General features: G+C 57.3%; 13 protein-coding genes. 1 reads left to right on the top strand and 12 read right to left on the bottom strand.

The annotated features are described in order from the left end of the window. Positions 1-8: 8 nt before the first annotated feature. From wbpB to ihfB, 7 genes are all read right to left on the bottom strand, one after another. The gene (gene wbpB / locus BUQ73_RS05290; RefSeq protein WP_079226958.1) at positions 9-959 is read right to left on the bottom strand and encodes a UDP-N-acetyl-2-amino-2-deoxy-D-glucuronate oxidase; all 951 of its coding nucleotides are present in this window, start codon (positions 957-959) and stop codon (positions 9-11) included. Positions 960-1,030: 71 nt separating this feature from the next. Then, complete coding sequence (wbpA, locus tag BUQ73_RS05285; protein WP_079226957.1) at positions 1,031-2,341, bottom strand: UDP-N-acetyl-D-glucosamine 6-dehydrogenase; 1,311 nt, start codon at positions 2,339-2,341, stop codon at positions 1,031-1,033. 269 nt (positions 2,342-2,610) lie between these two features. Continuing rightward, positions 2,611-3,990, bottom strand: a complete 1,380-nt coding sequence (locus BUQ73_RS05280) for a Wzz/FepE/Etk N-terminal domain-containing protein (RefSeq protein WP_237772740.1) — start codon at positions 3,988-3,990, stop codon at positions 2,611-2,613. A 169-nt stretch (positions 3,991-4,159) separates the two neighbouring features. Then, positions 4,160-5,209 (bottom strand): LPS O-antigen chain length determinant protein WzzB, encoded by a 1,050-nt coding sequence (locus BUQ73_RS05275; protein WP_079226956.1) that lies wholly within the window; start codon positions 5,207-5,209, stop codon positions 4,160-4,162. 212 nt (positions 5,210-5,421) lie between these two features. After that, complete coding sequence (locus BUQ73_RS05270; protein WP_079226955.1) at positions 5,422-6,849, bottom strand: MBL fold metallo-hydrolase RNA specificity domain-containing protein; 1,428 nt, start codon at positions 6,847-6,849, stop codon at positions 5,422-5,424. A gap of 102 nt (positions 6,850-6,951) precedes the next feature. Further along, a complete protein-coding gene (locus tag BUQ73_RS05265; protein ID WP_079226954.1) occupies positions 6,952-7,215 on the bottom strand; it encodes a LapA family protein in 264 nt (87 codons plus the stop codon). A gap of 18 nt (positions 7,216-7,233) precedes the next feature. Continuing rightward, the gene (gene ihfB, locus BUQ73_RS05260; RefSeq protein WP_054886605.1) at positions 7,234-7,530 is read right to left on the bottom strand and encodes an integration host factor subunit beta; all 297 of its coding nucleotides are present in this window, start codon (positions 7,528-7,530) and stop codon (positions 7,234-7,236) included. A gap of 358 nt (positions 7,531-7,888) precedes the next feature. On the opposite strand from ihfB, the gene BUQ73_RS05255 reads away from it, so the two are divergent. Beyond that, complete coding sequence (locus tag BUQ73_RS05255; RefSeq protein ID WP_079226953.1) at positions 7,889-8,482, top strand: hypothetical protein; 594 nt, start codon at positions 7,889-7,891, stop codon at positions 8,480-8,482. Between the two features lie 162 nt (positions 8,483-8,644). Here BUQ73_RS05255 and rpsA read toward each other — a convergent pair whose 3' ends face one another. The 5 genes from rpsA to serC all read right to left on the bottom strand — a co-directional run bounded on the left by rpsA (position 8,645) and on the right by serC (position 15,727). Beyond that, positions 8,645-10,321, bottom strand: coding sequence for a 30S ribosomal protein S1 (rpsA, locus tag BUQ73_RS05250; protein WP_027918186.1), 1,677 nt, complete (start codon positions 10,319-10,321; stop codon positions 8,645-8,647). 124 nt (positions 10,322-10,445) lie between these two features. Further along, positions 10,446-11,132: a (d)CMP kinase gene (cmk, locus tag BUQ73_RS05245; RefSeq protein ID WP_079226952.1), complete on the bottom strand. Its 687-nt coding sequence runs from the start codon at positions 11,130-11,132 to the stop codon at positions 10,446-10,448. Beyond that, positions 11,129-13,369: a bifunctional prephenate dehydrogenase/3-phosphoshikimate 1-carboxyvinyltransferase gene (locus BUQ73_RS05240; RefSeq protein ID WP_079226951.1), complete on the bottom strand. Its 2,241-nt coding sequence runs from the start codon at positions 13,367-13,369 to the stop codon at positions 11,129-11,131. Before BUQ73_RS05240 ends, cmk begins: the two co-directional genes overlap by 4 nt. A 178-nt stretch (positions 13,370-13,547) precedes the next feature. Continuing rightward, positions 13,548-14,642, bottom strand: coding sequence for a prephenate dehydratase (pheA, locus tag BUQ73_RS05235; protein WP_079226950.1), 1,095 nt, complete (start codon positions 14,640-14,642; stop codon positions 13,548-13,550). Next, on the bottom strand, positions 14,642-15,727 hold the full coding sequence (gene serC / locus BUQ73_RS05230; protein WP_079230480.1) for a 3-phosphoserine/phosphohydroxythreonine transaminase: 1,086 nt from the start codon (positions 15,725-15,727) through the stop codon (positions 14,642-14,644). Before serC ends, pheA begins: the two co-directional genes overlap by 1 nt. Between the last annotated feature and the right edge of the window lie 126 nt (positions 15,728-15,853).

The following is a 15,853-nucleotide window of genomic DNA, read 5'->3' as shown; positions in this document are numbered from 1 at the left end:
ACGCTCTATCAGCGCGAAAGCCCAAGGACAAAAGGATGTGCCTCATTGTCTTTCGCCTGCGAAACAACAGAACTCCGGATAACATTAACGGTTTCAACACAGTGGCGTGCATCTTCAATGCCATAACCACGGCCAGCCAGTATCTCCTCATAACTGGTAGTATGCAGATCCGTAAAGCCTTCGGAGAACTCCATCTCATCTCCGTCAACGGTTATCGAGCGATAAGTTGGCTTTTTACCTTTGACAGACTCTGGCAGGTCATTGGCATCAACTGACAAGAACCACCGCACGCGAGCCTTTTCATACTCCAAGTAGCCGGCCGCCTTATGTTCCGACGTATAGTGAACTACGTTACGCTGAAGCTTTCCGAAAATGAAATGCAGCATATCATAGAAATGCACACCAATATTCGTGGCCACACCAAACGATTTGCGCGGATCTCCCTTCCAGCTTTTCAGATACCAGTTACCTCGAGAGGTGATGTAAGTTAGATCGACCTCATACTTGTGTGCTCGCTCTTCACTCGCGACCTTGTCCTTCAGCTTGATAATCGCCTGATGATGTCGAAGCTGAAGAATATTGAAAAGCCGCTTACCGGTTTCCCGCTCTATGAGAGAGAGCTCATCAAGCATTTCCGGGGTTGGAACAAGTGGCTTTTCACAGATGACGTCACACCCCAAACGCAGCCCGGCAGCAATATGCGGATAGTGCAGATAGTTTGGCGAGCAAATGGCGACATAGTCCAACGCACTTGCTGGATCTCGCTTCAATGAATAAGCGTGATCCAAGAAAAATTCGAACTCAGTAAAAAATTCACTTTGAGGGGAAATACTATCGATGATGCCTACGGAATCATTCACATCATAGGCAGAGACAAGACGGTTACCAGTATCCTTGATCGCACGCATATGTCGCGGGGCAATGTAACCAGCGGCGCCGATCAGAGCAAAGTTTTTCATGCGTCTACCTTCCAAAGCAACGAAAAAGCCGCCCAGCTATTACCCCAGGCGGAACACAGTAAACCTTTCGATCACGCTTTAATTACATTAGCTGTGACATCGCGATATTTGCCTCGACTATCAACAATCAGCTGAGCCTTGGCTTGGATCAATTCATAATCAAATTTGTCGTGATCGGTTGCCAGCACGACAGCGTCAAAGCTGGCCAGGTTTTCCGCAGTTAATGCTTCGCTACTGAGATCAAAATGGTGCTCGCGCATCTTAGGGAAAACCGGAACATGCGGATCGCTGTAAGCAACGATACCTCCCTTGGCCTCGATCAACTCCATGATTTCAACAGAAGGTGACTCGCGCATGTCGTCGACGTTTTTCTTGTACGCGATGCCAAGCACCAGCACGCGACTACCCTTCAACGCCTTGCCACTGTCATTCAAGCCATCCATGAGCTTACCCAAAACATAGGCGGGCATTGCTTGGTTCACTTCACCTGAAAGCTCAATGAAACGGGTATGCAAACCATATTCTCGAGCTTTCCATGTAAGATAGAACGGATCAATGGGAATACAGTGACCACCCAGACCCGGACCAGGATAATACGGAGTGAAACCGAATGGCTTGGTAGCCGCTGCATCGACAACTTCGAAAATATCGATTCCCATACGATCGGCAACGATCTTCATCTCGTTCACTAGGCCGATGTTCACTGCGCGATGGATATTTTCCAGCAACTTTGTCATCTCGGCAGCTTTGGTCGAGGTAACAGGTACAACTTTGTCAATTGCTTGCTCATACAGCGCGACACCTACTTCAAGGCACTCGCGTGTATGGCCACCGATGACTTTTGGAATGGTGCGAGTTTCAAAATTAGGGTTACCCGGGTCCTCACGCTCAGGCGAGTAAACCAGGTAAATGTTCTCGCCGACTACCAAACCACCTTCCTGCACACGTGGCAGCAACTCTTCCTCGGTAGTACCTGGGTAGGTTGTACTCTCTAGCGAGACCACTTGACCGGCGCGCATATAAGGCTTGAGTGCATCAGTAGTATTTATCACGAAGCTCATGTCTGGCTCGCGATATTTATTCAACGGTGTTGGCACGCAAAGAATCAACGCATCGCATTCACTGGCACGCTCAAAGTCAACGGTCGCTTCAAAACCGGTCTGACGCGCCTTGCTAATACTGGATCCTGGTATATGCTCAATGTAACTCTCACCACGATTGAGCTTTTCCACCTTACCCTGATCAATATCAATGCCCAATACGTTAAAGCCGATAGCATTATAACGCAGCATTAGAGGCAAGCCGACATAACCGAGACCGACAATACCAATCAACGCCTGTCGGCTTTTAAACTTTTCAACCACCGTATTCTTGTCTGTCATGCTTTGTAACTCACCTTGAATTTAGCTGCCCGCCGCCTTTTTTGCATAACGGGTCAAAGAACCTACAGTGATTCATTCGTTAGTCGAGTGAACCCACCCACCAGCAGTACGTACTCGCCGCCCCGCCGCAAAGCGCCCGCCCGACATGCCAGGAGGACCGCCCGATGGCTGCCAAAAATTGAAAGGCGCCACAATCATAGGCTGTTCAGCTGCCGCATTCCATCGGTGTTTTCGCTGAAACCGACAAGCAGAAGGCCATCAAAACACCATCATCCATTCGAAGATCTGAACTGAGCCTCCGACAACAGTACGCCGCCCTGGCGCGAAAGGTCCTCAGGCAATACGGGCGCGACAGCATCCCCTAGCCGCAGTGTACGCATTTGACGCACATGACTTTTGAAAGCTGCCCGCAGGACAGCAATGATTACCCCTAGCAGGAGACCGACTACTGTTGCAATCCCCACAACAAATGCTTTGCGCGGCTTTATCGGTATATTGGAAGCCACCGCTCGCTGGTCAATGCTAACCAGATGCAAACCTAGCAATTGAGTATCAATGGATTGCAGGCGTGCACGCTCAACCCTCAGAGCTTCGATGCCCTCCAGAAAATCTTGATCGTTTGCGCGCGCCTTAATAGCCTCCACACTTCGATTATTGGAGAGCAATATGAGTTCTTTACGAATCTGGCCGATTCTTGGCTCAACAAAATCGTCTGACGCACGCTTGCGCAAGGCCGCTCGCTCAGCCTCAAGCACCTCTGTGCCCATGAAGTACAACGGGACCGGCCGGCCATTAACTTCGGTACGAATGATATTGCCACCCGCGGAGACTTCATCAGCCATAAGTGAAGGCGTAGATGGCTTCTTCAAGCCTAGGCTACTGGCAATTGATATGGCCTCATCAAGCTCTGCCAAACGTGATTGACGCTGCAATTTCAATTGCACACGCAACGCCTTAAGCTCATCGTCCAGCTGTGCTCGCTTGATAGCGTCATCTTCCTCGAGGCGAGCGATACGCCCATCATTCCCTGCCCGGTATTCAGAGAGAGCAGAGTTAAGCTTGGAATCTACCTCAAGCAAGCGATTGGACAAAATGACCTGCACATCCCTAGACAGCTGAATCCGTTCCTGCTCAACGGCATAATCTACGAATTCATTGAGAACAGTCGCGCCATTGATATCTTTTCCATAACGCATCCTTAGCCCAATATACTCGCTCAACAAGTCGGTCTTTTTGGGGTCAGCCAGAACCACACTAAGTGCAGTATTGTTGAACTCCTGAAAAGCCTGCTCAATACTCTGCCCGTCATCCTGGAAGGCTTCGATCAGATCAGGCCTAGTTCGAAAAAACTCTAGCCTTGCATTGTAGGAGTCCAGCCTTGCACCCACCCTTTTCAACGCTTCCGTCGGGGGCAGTGAGTAGATTTTCGAGCGATTCAATGCATCCAGCTGATTGAGCTCAACTGGTCGCAAGGTGGTAGAGACTTCATATACTGGAGGAATGACATAGGCCAGGGCGACACCAATGATCGCAAAAATCAACCCCATTGCGAGGATGAATACACGTCTGCGCCAGATAGTACGGAAAAGACCGAAAAGATCTACTTCGCCAGAAGCAGCCACGTAGGGGCCACGAGGGTCGATATTCAAAATGATTTGCCTGCAAGCTAACGGTGGTATCACCCAAGACAGGCAGGGCAGGCAAGCGCTTCTTGCACCTTCTTCCAGCTATCCATGTCATCGGCGGCGAGGGCGCATTGTTGCACCTTCCGTGACCAACAACAACGCCTCTCGACCCGCTTAAGCTAGCTAAGTTCAATCACTCAATGGGTCGTCGCCTCAACCACAGCTCGCGACCGATCGCTACACACGCCCCCATGCCTATGCCCACCAACGCTGCGAGCAGCATGATGATCACCTTGCGTGGCTTGACCGGCTTATCCGGCGGAGACACCGCTCCATCCTGCTGATACATAGCGACCAGCGAAGGGTCAATCTTCAGATTGCGCAGAAAATTGAGCTTCTCTTGCCTCTCACGTAGACCTGGAATGTACGGATCATTTGATGACCGAGCTTCGAGGTTGGCGATTTCAGCCTCCAGCGCCTTTGCACCGCGCATGTACGTGAGAGCGCCCCCCATACCGGCAGATACCTCGCTGGACAAGGTGTTCGAGATGATCGGCGGCTTCTCCAAGCCAATGGATTTTGCAATCCGCAGCGCTTCATTAAGCTGCGCAATCTGGTCGGCGCGCTGATTACTGGCACTGGCACGCGAAGCCCGAATCTGTTGCTCAAGGTTGTCAGCCATGATTGATATGTCACTGCGAGTACCGCTTAACAGCTCATCCTTCGCCCGATCTGCGGCCATTTCTGCATAGTTGGACACCCATATTGCAGCTAACCGCGGATCCTCAACGCTAGCGGTAATAACATATCGATCAGGCACATCCCTCGCCGCCTGAGCCACCGTAAGCATGCCGTTGAATTGGGCATACAAGGCGTCACGGGACCCCTTACGCTCATCTTGGGTTAGCGTGGGAAGAAAGGCATTCCGGAAGAACTTGTCGCGCACTGCCTCAGACTGAAGGGCCTTCATATATATGCTGTATACATCCTTGGCGCTCAGTGGGGTCAGGCCTGTGCCCTCCCCTCGGCCAAAATTCAGCTGCGCGATATCATTTTGAGTAGGGGACCGAATGTAAAGTTTCGCCTCGTACACCGGGGCAGCGAGCATTACATAAGCCAAAGCCACACCAATTACCGGTACCGCGACTAGCGCCATCCAAAGCTTTTGCCGCCAAACCCCCCGCACAAGCTCAACCAGGTCAATCTCATCGCTACCACTCAGGCGCTCGCGTTCATTGCGCATTTAGTCTTTTTTTCCTTGGGTCCGTCTGATTGCATCACAGAGGGGGCTACCTCCAGGCCAAACGCCCTCCCAGCCCCTCTCGGGTCAAGCGTAGCGGCAATTTGCCAATCTGCTTGCGATCTTTCACTCACTTCGCATTAATCAGTAGTAGAGAGACCTTACCTATAGAAGTTCCTCACTTTTTGCCATACCCGCCGCTTCCCGCCCAATGGTCATTCTGGAACTGTGACGCTCAGCTCATTTCCCGCCTGCGCAAACGATTCGCGTAGCACTTTTGCCAATGCCTGCTTCGCCCGCTCCTCCCCATGCACCAACGCCACCCGCCGGGCATTGCAGCCTTGCGCGAACCTCACCAACCCCGCCTGATCCGCATGCCCAGAATACCCGCCCAGCGTCACCACTTTCGCCCGGATCTCATACATGCCTCCGTCCAGGTCAATCTGCAAAAATCCTTCCGCCCCTTCGCTAGCCTGAATCACGGCGCCCGGGGTGCCTTTGGCCTGGTGGCCGACAAATACCACCTCATGCCGCGGATCCGCCAGCATTGCCTTGAGATAGCCAACAATCCTCCCACCTGAGCACATTCCATTGCCAGCAATGACAATCGCTGGCCGCCCCGTACTCTTGAGATAATTAACCACTTGCCGGTGGCGGGCATGTGTATCGACGCATACCAGCTGACCGAAGCCCAGCGGGTCGCGCCCCTGAGTTACCCGAGCCTTGGCCTCGTCATTCCAGAAGTGATGCAACTGCCGGTAGGCACCAGTGATACGCTGAGCCAGCGGCGAGTCGAGGATAACTGGTAGCTGTGACCATGCAAAGGCGTTGTCGCCCTGCACTACAGCAGGATCACCCAGCAGCGCCTTGCGATGGAGGATGTCTTCGAGTTCGAATAGCAACTCCTGAGTGCGACCCAGACTGAAAGCGGGGATAAGGATGGTCCCACGATCCTGCAGAGCACGGTCGATAACCAGCTCCAGCTGCTGCTGGCGATCTCTTCGATCCGCATGAAGACGATCACCATAGGTGCTTTCCAGCACCAGTACATCTGCCCGCTCTGGTGGCTGTACCGGGCGCAGCAGCGGATTACCTTCATGGCCAATATCACCTGAAAACACAATGCGCTGATTGCTACCTGCAACCTCCACGTCACACTCCACGTAAGTGGAGCCCAGCAAGTGCCCGGCGCGCTGCAAACGGATCATGCATTTCAGTTCAGGCTGATCGGCCACTGGATGCCACTGCCCAAAGGCAACCGGCACTACCAAGCTGCCGATGAACTCGAGATAATGTGCAACCTGAGCAGGTTCACTACTGATGGTCAGTTTGTAGGCATCTTCCAGAACCAACGGCAGCAGCTTTGCCGATGGTTCACTGCAAATGATGGGACCGCGGTAACCCGCAGCGAGCAGTGCCGGGATGCGCCCGACATGATCGAGATGCACATGGGTGATTACCAGTGCCCGGATGCCCTGGACCTCAAAAGCGGAAGGCAGCCACCCCGAACCCGAGACCACCTCAGCACCCTGCTCCAGGCCGCAATCAATCAGCAGGCTGGTAGTTGAGTCCAGATGAAGCCGATGACAGGACCCGGTTACGCCGCGGGTGCCGCCGTGATGGGAAATACTGGGAAATTGCATAGTGCTGCACGCTCGCCCGGGCTGCTGAATGAATGTCTATTACTCCATTTCACTGGCTGCATGCATAGGTGACGCCCTCCTGCAAAGCTGTAGGCGCCTTCATCAATTGCTATTAAGCACCGCCTGGCGTGCCGATGCGCGAATCTTGCGCTTGCTACGCTGCACGCCATAAGCACCAAGCAGCGGACCAACAGACAACCCCACCACCAGCGCCGCCAGCACAGGCACCGCCACCGGCAAGGCCGGAGCCGACCATCCAAAGAGCACCAGCGATACGGCCTGCTGATTCTCCAGCACGAAGAACAGCACTACAGCCGCCAGCAGCAGCACGAACAACGCCGCCAGGGCGCGCTTCAGGTTACGCATCAGACTGCTCCTTCTGACTCAAGTGTGCTCGTGCTCTTCTTCATTGACCCGATCACGCAGCTCTTTGCCTGGTTTGAAATGCGGCACGAACTTGCCTTCGAGCTCCACCGACTGGCCGGTCTTGGGATTGCGACCTACCCGCGGAGCGCGGTAGTGCAAGGAAAAGCTGCCGAAACCGCGGATCTCGATGCGATCTCCGGTGGCCAGGCACTGGGACATCTGTTCAAGCATGGTCTTGATGGCCAACTCCACGTCCTTGGACGAGAGCAGCCCCTGATGGGTGACAATACGTTCGATCAGCTCCGACTTCGTCATATTTTTCCCTTCGTTATCAAGCAGCTAGATCATTGCTTAATCAGGTTGTAGCACGCTCGGAAGGATTTGAACAGGGTGGTTCTTGACTTAATAAAAAAATTCAAGATTGGATTGTAATGAAATAAGAGCCGGAACCCAGCCACACGGCTTCGGGTCGCCCTTCTGTGCAAGTGCCTGTCATGTCACAAAGCGGAAAGGAAGTCGGCGTATACATGAAAAACGCCACGATGACACACCTAAGCCTTGTAGGATTTGTCATAATCGCGAGTAGGACGCATCTGCTTTGATCCAAGTTAAAAGCAGATCGCAGAACAGCTTACCTACCTTGCTCGTTGAGTCGTACTCACAAGGATCGTTTATGCGGATAACCCCCCTTTCGCTCGCCCTGGCGACCCTGGTAAGCGCCACTGGCACTTTCGCTCAATCCGCCCACCACACCCAGCCTTGGGACGATGAGCCTTCCGAGTTTTTAGGCGTTCCGTTTCACGGCGATTTCAAAGCCCAGGTCCCTGAATGCCCCGACAGCAGCCCGCGCCAACCGACACTGTGCCGGACCAGCACCACGGACCCAGATCGGTATGAGATTCACGGACTGCCTTACCTTCCGATCAGTTCGGGGTATCAGCTTTTCGCAGCGCTGAAGGATGGCGCAATCAGCCAGCTGATGCTGACCGGCAACTCCAGCAGCCTCGAACTGGTCGATGATTTTCTGACCGATACACTCGGGCAGCCTGGCTCAAGCCTGAACCGTCGTATTCAGTTAAGTTCGGGCGCCTCTTATGAGATGAAGACCATCTCGTGGGAAGGCAAGCGAGTTGCAGTGCATTTCCAGCGCAACGAAAATGACCTGAGCCGCTATACCGTGACGTTCACGCCTTCGGCAGCGGACTTGAAAACCCTGGGAATGAGCTCGGCAACTGGCGTTTCGCGCCCGGAGCCAGCTGTTCGGTAACGCCTTTCAGCTCTGAGACAACTTGCGGATGGCGCGGCCTTGCCCCGCGCCAGCGGTAGCTCGACACCTCGATAAAGCCGCTACAGCCAGCACTCTAAATCTTGAACGCATAAAAAAAGGGTGGCCCGAAGGCCACCCTTTTTTTTACCGATCAAACAGAACTCAGTTCTGCTTGGCCATTGCTTCGCGCAGCAGCGCAGCCATGGTGGTGTCGGCAGCCGCTTCCGGAGCGTTTTTCAGGCTCTGGATGGCTTCACGCTCTTCAGCGTCGTCTTTCGACTTGATCGACAGGCTGATGACGCGCGATTTGCGGTCAACACTGATGATCTTGGCTTCGATCTCTTCGCCTTCTTTCAGGACGTTACGCGCGTCTTCAACGCGGTCACGGCTGATTTCGGAAGCTTTCAGAGTGGCTTCGATGTCGTCGGCCAGGGTGATGATGGCGCCTTTGGCGTCAACTTCTTTCACGATGCCCTTGACGATAGCGCCCTTGTCGTTGACAGCAACGAAGTTGGAGAACGGATCGTCTTCCAGCTGCTTGATGCCCAGGGAGATGCGCTCGCGCTCTGGGTCAACCGACAGGATGACGGTTTCCAGCTCGTCGCCCTTCTTGAAACGACGTACGGCTTCTTCGCCGGTTTCGTTCCAGGAGATGTCGGACAGGTGAACCAGACCGTCGATGCCGCCGTCCAGACCAATGAAGATACCGAAGTCGGTGATCGACTTGATGGTACCGGTGATCTTGTCACCCTTGTTGAACTGGCCGGAGAAGTCTTCCCATGGGTTGGACTTGCACTGCTTGATGCCCAGGGAGATACGACGACGCTCTTCGTCGATGTCCAGAACCATGACTTCCACTTCGTCGCCAACCTGAACGACTTTCGACGGGTGGATGTTCTTGTTGGTCCAGTCCATTTCGGAAACGTGTACCAGACCCTCAACGCCTTCTTCCAGCTCAGCGAAGCAGCCGTAGTCGGTCAGGTTGGTAACGCGAGCCTGTACACGAGTACCTTCTGGGTAACGTGCAGTGATAGCTACCCACGGATCTTCGCCCATCTGCTTCAGACCCAGGGAAACGCGGTTGCGCTCACGGTCGAACTTCAGAACGCGTACGTCGACTTCGTCGCCAACGTTAACGATTTCCGATGGGTGCTTGATGCGCTTCCAAGCCATGTCGGTGATGTGCAGCAGGCCGTCGATACCGCCCAGGTCCACGAATGCGCCGTAGTCGGTGAGGTTCTTGACGATACCTTTGACTTGCTGGCCTTCCTGCAGGGTTTCCAGCAGGGCTTCGCGCTCGGCGGAGTTCTCGGCTTCCAGCACGCTGCGACGGGAAACGACAACGTTGTTGCGCTTCTGGTCCAGCTTGATGACCTTGAATTCCAGCTCTTTGCCTTCCAGGTGGGTGGTGTCGCGCACTGGGCGGACATCAACCAGGGAGCCCGGCAGGAACGCACGGATGCCGTTAACGTCGACAGTGAAGCCGCCCTTAACCTTACCGTTGATAACGCCCTTGACCACTTCTTCGGCGGCGAAAGCTGCTTCCAGAACAATCCAGCACTCGGCGCGCTTGGCTTTTTCACGGGACAGTTTGGTTTCGCCAAAGCCGTCTTCGACCGCGTCCAGCGCAACGTGAACTTCGTCACCGACCTTGATGGTCAGCTCGCCAGCTTCGTTGTAGAACTGCTCGAGCGGGATGACGCCCTCGGACTTCAGGCCAGCGTGTACGGTAACCCAGTCGCCGTCGATGTCGACAACGATACCGGAGATGATGGCACCCGGCTGAAGATTGAGGGTTTTCAGGCTTTCTTCAAAGAGTTCTGCAAAGCTTTCGCTCATTTTAATTCCTGTAGATTCGGGCGAAACAGACGCCCCTCGCCACATTCCAGACAATGTGGGTTTGTTTTAAGTAAAGGAAAGCCGGCAGGACGTTGACTGGTGCCCCTGCCTGCTCTCCTGGCTATCAGACCAAGTCGCGCTGGGCGAGCTCGCTCCTGATACGTTGCAGCACCTGCTCGATGGACAACTCGGTAGAGTCCAGCTGAATGGCGTCGACCGCTGGTTTCAGCGGGGCCACTACACGCTGGGTGTCACGCTCATCGCGCGCACGAATCTCATCTAGCAGACTCGACAGACTAACATCTTCACCCTTGCCCTTCAACTGCAGGTAGCGGCGACGGGCACGCTCCTCGGCGCTGGCGGTAAGGAAAACCTTCAGCGGCGCGTCCGGGAACACCACGGTACCCATGTCGCGGCCGTCGGCGATCAGGCCTGGCGCTTCACGGAAGGCGCGCTGACGCTGCAGCAATGCTTCACGCACTGCCGGCAGCGAGGCGACCATCGACGCACCGGCGCCGACCGTCTCGGTACGAATGACGTTACTGACGTCCTCGCCCTCGAGGATGATTTGCTGAAGCTTACCCGGCTCGGCGGCGATGAACTGTACATCCAGATGGGCGGCCAGGGCCTTGAGCAGCTCTTCGTTGGTCAGATCGACGCCGTGGTTGCTGGCGTTGAACGCCAGCAAGCGGTAAAGCGCGCCGGAATCCAGCAGCTTCCAGCCCAGCTCGCGAGCGAGGATGCCGGCAACGGTACCCTTGCCCGAGCCGCTTGGGCCGTCGATGGTGATGACCGGTGCTTGCGAATTCACGACTTGCCCTCTTCGGCGACACGGATACCGACATCGGCGCACAGCTTGAGGAAGTTCGGGAACGAAGTGGCGACGTTGGCGCAGTCATGGATGCGGATCGGCGCACTGGCACGCAGCGAAGCAACGCTGAAGGCCATGGCGATACGGTGGTCACCGTGGCCGTGCACTTCGCCACCGCCGATCTGGCCACCATCGATGATGATGCCATCCGGGGTCGGCTCGCACTTGATACCCAGGGTGATCAGGCCATCAGCCATCACCTGAATACGGTCGGACTCCTTCACCCGCAGCTCTTCGGCTCCGCGCAGCACAGTACGCCCTTCGGCGCAGGCGGCAGCCACGAACAGCACCGGGAACTCGTCAATGGCCAGTGGCACCAGTTCTTCAGGGATGTCGATGCCCTTGAGCTTGGCGCCACGCACGCGCAGGTCGGCCACTGGCTCGCCGCCGACTTCACGCTGGTTCTCCAGGGTGATGTCGCCGCCCATCAGGCGCAGGATATCGATCACGCCGGTACGGGTCGGGTTGATGCCGACGTGCTCGAGCACCAGCTCGGAGCCTTCGGCGATCGATGCAGCGACCAGGAAGAACGCAGCCGAAGAGATGTCCGCCGGCACTTCGATGCGGGTGGCGGTGAGCTTGCCACCAGACTGCAGCGAAGCGACCGGGCCGTTGCTTTCGACCGAGTAGCCGAAGCCGCGCAGCATGCGCTCGGTGTGGTCACGGGTCGGCGCCGGCTCGGTGACGGTGGTCTTGCCTTCAGCGTACAGGCCCGCCAGCAGCAGGCAGGATTTGACCTGGGCGCTGGCCATCGGCAGCGTGTAGGTCAGCGCTTTCAGCTTGCTACCACCACGAATGGTCAGCGGTGGGCGGCCGTCCGGGCCAGTCTCGACCACGGCACCCATTTCGCGCAGCGGGTTGGCCACACGGTTCATCGGGCGCTTGGACAGCGAGGCGTCGCCGGTCATGGTGACATCGAACGACTGGCCGGCCAGCAGGCCGGAGAGCAGGCGCATCGAAGTGCCGGAGTTGCCGACATACAGCGGACCTGGTGGCGGCTTGAGGCCGTGCAGGCCGACGCCATGAATAGTCACGCGGCCGTGGTTCGGGCCCTCGATGACCACACCCATGTCACGGAATGCCTGCAGGGTCGCCAGGGCATCCTCGCCCTCGAGGAAACCTTCGACTTCGGTCGTGCCTTCGGCCAGCGAGCCGAGCATGATCGAACGGTGGGAAATCGACTTGTCGCCCGGTACGCGGATTCGCCCGGTCAGGCGGCCACCCGGTTGGGCCAGGAAAATCAGATCGTTGGCGTTCATAGCGTCCACATAGGCCCGGCGGGCCAGGATTTTACTGAAATGCTCGCGGGCAACGCGTGCACGGGTGAAAACACCCAGCAGCTGGTGCCCGTCCCCAGCATCGACCGCGTCGCGCAAGGCGTCGAGGTCGCTGCGAAATGTGTCGAGGGTGCGCAGGACAGCCTCGCGGTTGGCGAGGAAGATGTCGTGCCACATGGTCGGGTCGCTACCGGCGATTCGCGTGAAATCGCGGAAACCTCCCGCAGCGTACCGGAAGATGTCGAGGTTTTCATTGCGCTTGGCCAACGAATCGACGAGGCCGAAGGCCAGCAGGTGCGGCAGATGGCTGGTGGCAGCCAGCACTTCGTCATGGCGCTCCACCGGCATGTGCTCGACATCGGCATCCAGCGCGCGCCACAGGCGATCGACCAAGGCCAGGGCGGCCGGGTCGGTTTCCTCCAGTGGTGTGAGGATGACTTTGTGACGACGGAACAGGGTGGCGTTGGCGGCCTCAACCCCACTTTGCTCGGAGCCGGCGATCGGGTGGCCGGGAACGAAGCGCGGCAGGCGTTCGCCGAAGACGGCACGCGCCTCACGCACGACATTGCCCTTGGCGCTACCGACGTCGGTGATGATCGCGTCACCGAGGTCGAGCTGGGCCAGGCGGGCCAGGACCTTTTCCATGGCCAGGATCGGCACGGCGAGCTGAATGACATCGGCGCCGACACAGGCGGCGGCGAGGTCGGCTTCGCAGCGATCGACCACGCCCAGGTCCACTGCCAGCTTGCGCGACGGGGCATCGAGGTCGACACCGACCACTTCGCGGCACAGGCCGCTTTCACGCAACCCTTTGGCAAAGGAGCCGCCGATCAGGCCGAGACCAACCACGACCAAGCGATCGATGATTGGCGCGGGTTTGGTTTTTGCTGCATTTACCACTGTTGCGAACCCTGTTCTGAAATCTAAGCAGTCTGGGAGACCCATTGGGGCTGCTTTGCAGCCCATCGCGACACAAGGCCGCTCCTACAGGGACCAGTACAGTTTCGAGGTCTGCACAATACCTGCAGGAGCGGCCTTGTGTCGCGATGGGGCGCGAAGCGACCCCAACCCTCTCAAATCAAAGCACCGCCTTCGGATAGGACCCCAGCACCTTGAGCGCCACAGCCTCCTGGCTGATCTTCTCCAGCACCGCCTTGATCAGCGGGTCGCGGTGGTGGCCGACGAAGTCGATGAAGAACACGTAGGTCCACTTGCCACTGCGCGACGGGCGGGTTTCGATACGGGTCAGGTCGATACCGTTCTCGTGGAACGGCACCAGCAGCTCGTGCAGCGCACCTGGCTTGTTGCTCATCGAGACGATGATCGAGGTCTTGTCGTCGCCGGTCGGCGGCACTTCCTGCTGACCAATCATCAGGAAGCGCGTGGAGTTGTCCGGGCGGTCTTCGATCTTTTCAGCCAGGCGGGTCAAACCATACAGGTTGGCCGCCATGTCGCCAGCGATCGCCGCCGAGTTCCACTCGCCCTTGACCCGCTTGGCCGCCTCGGCATTGCTCGAAACAGCAACGCGTTCGACGTTCGGGTAGTGCGCGTCCAGCCACTTGCGGCACTGGGCCAGGGACTGGGCGTGGGAGTAGATGCGGGTGATGCTGTTGGTCTTGGTGCTTTCACCCACCAGCAGGTGATGGTGGATGCGCAGCTCGACTTCGCCGCAAATCACCATGTCGTGCTCAAGGAAGCTGTCCAGGGTATGGCTGACCGCACCCTCGGTGGAGTTTTCCACCGGCACCACGCCGAAATTGACGGCACCAGCCGCCACTTCACGGAACACTTCGTCGATGGCCGCCATCGGGCGGCTGACCACGGCGTGGCCGAAGTGCTTCATGGCCGCAGCCTGGGTGAAGGTGCCTTCAGGGCCGAGGTAGGCAACCTTGAGTGGCTCTTCCAGGGCCAGGCAGGACGACATGATTTCGCGGAACAACCGCGCCATCTCTTCGTTGCCCAGCGGGCCCTTGTTGCGCTCCATCACGCGCTTGAGCACGGCAGCTTCGCGCTCAGGGCGGTAGAACACCGGCTTTTCGCCCTCAGGCAAGGAAGCGGTCTTGACCCGCGCCACTTCTTCGGCGCAACGGGCGCGATCGCTGATCAGCTCGAGGATCTTCTCGTCGAGGCTGTCGATGCGTACGCGCAGGGCTTTGAGTTCCTGTTCGGACATCAGCCGTGCTCCTTCTCGAATTCAGCCATGTAAGCCACCAGGCCCTCTACCGCTTCCAGGCCCAGGGCGTTGTAGATCGAGGCGCGCATGCCGCCGACCGAACGGTGGCCCTTGAGGTTGAGCAGGCCACGGGCGTCGGCGCCGGCCAGGAACGCCTTGTCCAGGCGCTCGTCAGCCAGGCGGAACGGCACGTTCATCCACGAACGGGCATTGTGGCTGATCGGGTTGGTGTAGAACTCGCTGGCGTCGATGAAGCCGTACAGGCGGTCTTTCTTGGCGCGGTTGCGCTGCTCCATGGCCTCGACGCCACCCTGCTCCTTGAGCCACTCGAACACCAGGCCTGAGAGGTACCAGGAATAGGTGGCCGGGGTGTTGTACATCGAGCCGTTGTCAGCCGCGACCTTGTAGTCGAGCATGGTCGGGCAGCTGCTGCGGGCGCGGCCGAGCAGGTCTTCACGGACGATCACCACCACCAGGCCGCTCGGGCCGATGTTCTTCTGTGCGCCAGCGTAGATCATGCCGTACTGCGAAACGTCGATCGGGCGCGAGAGGATGTCGGAGGACATGTCGACCACCAGCGGTACTTCGCCGGTTTCTGGAACCCAGTCGAACTGCAGGCCACCGATGGTTTCGTTGGACGCATAGTGCACGTAGGCGGCGTTCTTGGTCAGCTTCCACTCGTTCTGGCCAGGAATGGCCAGGTAATCGTAGGGCTTGGCGCTGGCGGCGACATTGACGGTGCCGAAGCGGCGCGCTTCCTCGATGGCCTTTTTCGACCAGATGCCGGTTTCGACGTAGTCGGCCGTGCCGTTTTCCGGCAGCAGGTTCAGCGGAATTTCGGCGAACTGCTGGCTGGCACCGCCCTGCAGGAACAGGACCTTGTAGTTGGAGGGGACGGACAGCAGGTCACGCAGGTCCTGCTCGGCCTTTTCGGCGATGGCCACGTAGTCGTCGCTGCGATGGCTCATTTCCATCACCGACAAGCCCTTGCCGTTCCAGTCCAGCATCTCGGCCTGGGCACGCTGCAACACAGCGTCAGGAAGCGCGGCAGGGCCTGCGCAGAAGTTAAAGGCTCGTTTGCTCACATCCACTCTCGCTCTAATAGATCTAAACAGCTAGTTCTGCGGGAACCCTGTGGGAGCGGGCTTGCCCGCGAACACCGGCAAAGCCGGTGCCATGCACCGCGGTGCCTCATTCGCGGGCAAGCCCGC

The organism is Pseudomonas putida (assembly GCF_002025705.1).
Lineage (GTDB): Bacteria > Pseudomonadota > Gammaproteobacteria > Pseudomonadales > Pseudomonadaceae > Aquipseudomonas > Aquipseudomonas putida_J.
Note: the sequence above shows the minus strand (reverse complement) of the source record. Positions and strands in the feature narration are given on the sequence as shown.

Excerpts from the sequence above, each read along its gene's own strand:
- ihfB (WP_054886605.1), bottom strand. The coding sequence starts at position 7,530 with ATGACGAAGTCGGAGCTGATCGAACGTATTGTCACCCATCAGGGGCTG.
- wbpB (WP_079226958.1), bottom strand. The coding sequence starts at position 959 with ATGAAAAACTTTGCTCTGATCGGCGCCGCTGGTTACATTGCCCCGCGA.
- BUQ73_RS05255 (WP_079226953.1), top strand. The coding sequence starts at position 7,889 with ATGCGGATAACCCCCCTTTCGCTCGCCCTGGCGACCCTGGTAAGCGCC.
- BUQ73_RS05275 (WP_079226956.1), bottom strand. The coding sequence starts at position 5,209 with ATGCGCAATGAACGCGAGCGCCTGAGTGGTAGCGATGAGATTGACCTG.
- BUQ73_RS05270 (WP_079226955.1), bottom strand. The coding sequence starts at position 6,849 with ATGCAATTTCCCAGTATTTCCCATCACGGCGGCACCCGCGGCGTAACC.
- wbpA (WP_079226957.1), bottom strand. The coding sequence starts at position 2,341 with ATGACAGACAAGAATACGGTGGTTGAAAAGTTTAAAAGCCGACAGGCG.
- rpsA (WP_027918186.1), bottom strand. The coding sequence starts at position 10,321 with ATGAGCGAAAGCTTTGCAGAACTCTTTGAAGAAAGCCTGAAAACCCTC.
- BUQ73_RS05265 (WP_079226954.1), bottom strand. The coding sequence starts at position 7,215 with ATGCGTAACCTGAAGCGCGCCCTGGCGGCGTTGTTCGTGCTGCTGCTG.
- pheA (WP_079226950.1), bottom strand. The coding sequence starts at position 14,642 with ATGTCCGAACAGGAACTCAAAGCCCTGCGCGTACGCATCGACAGCCTC.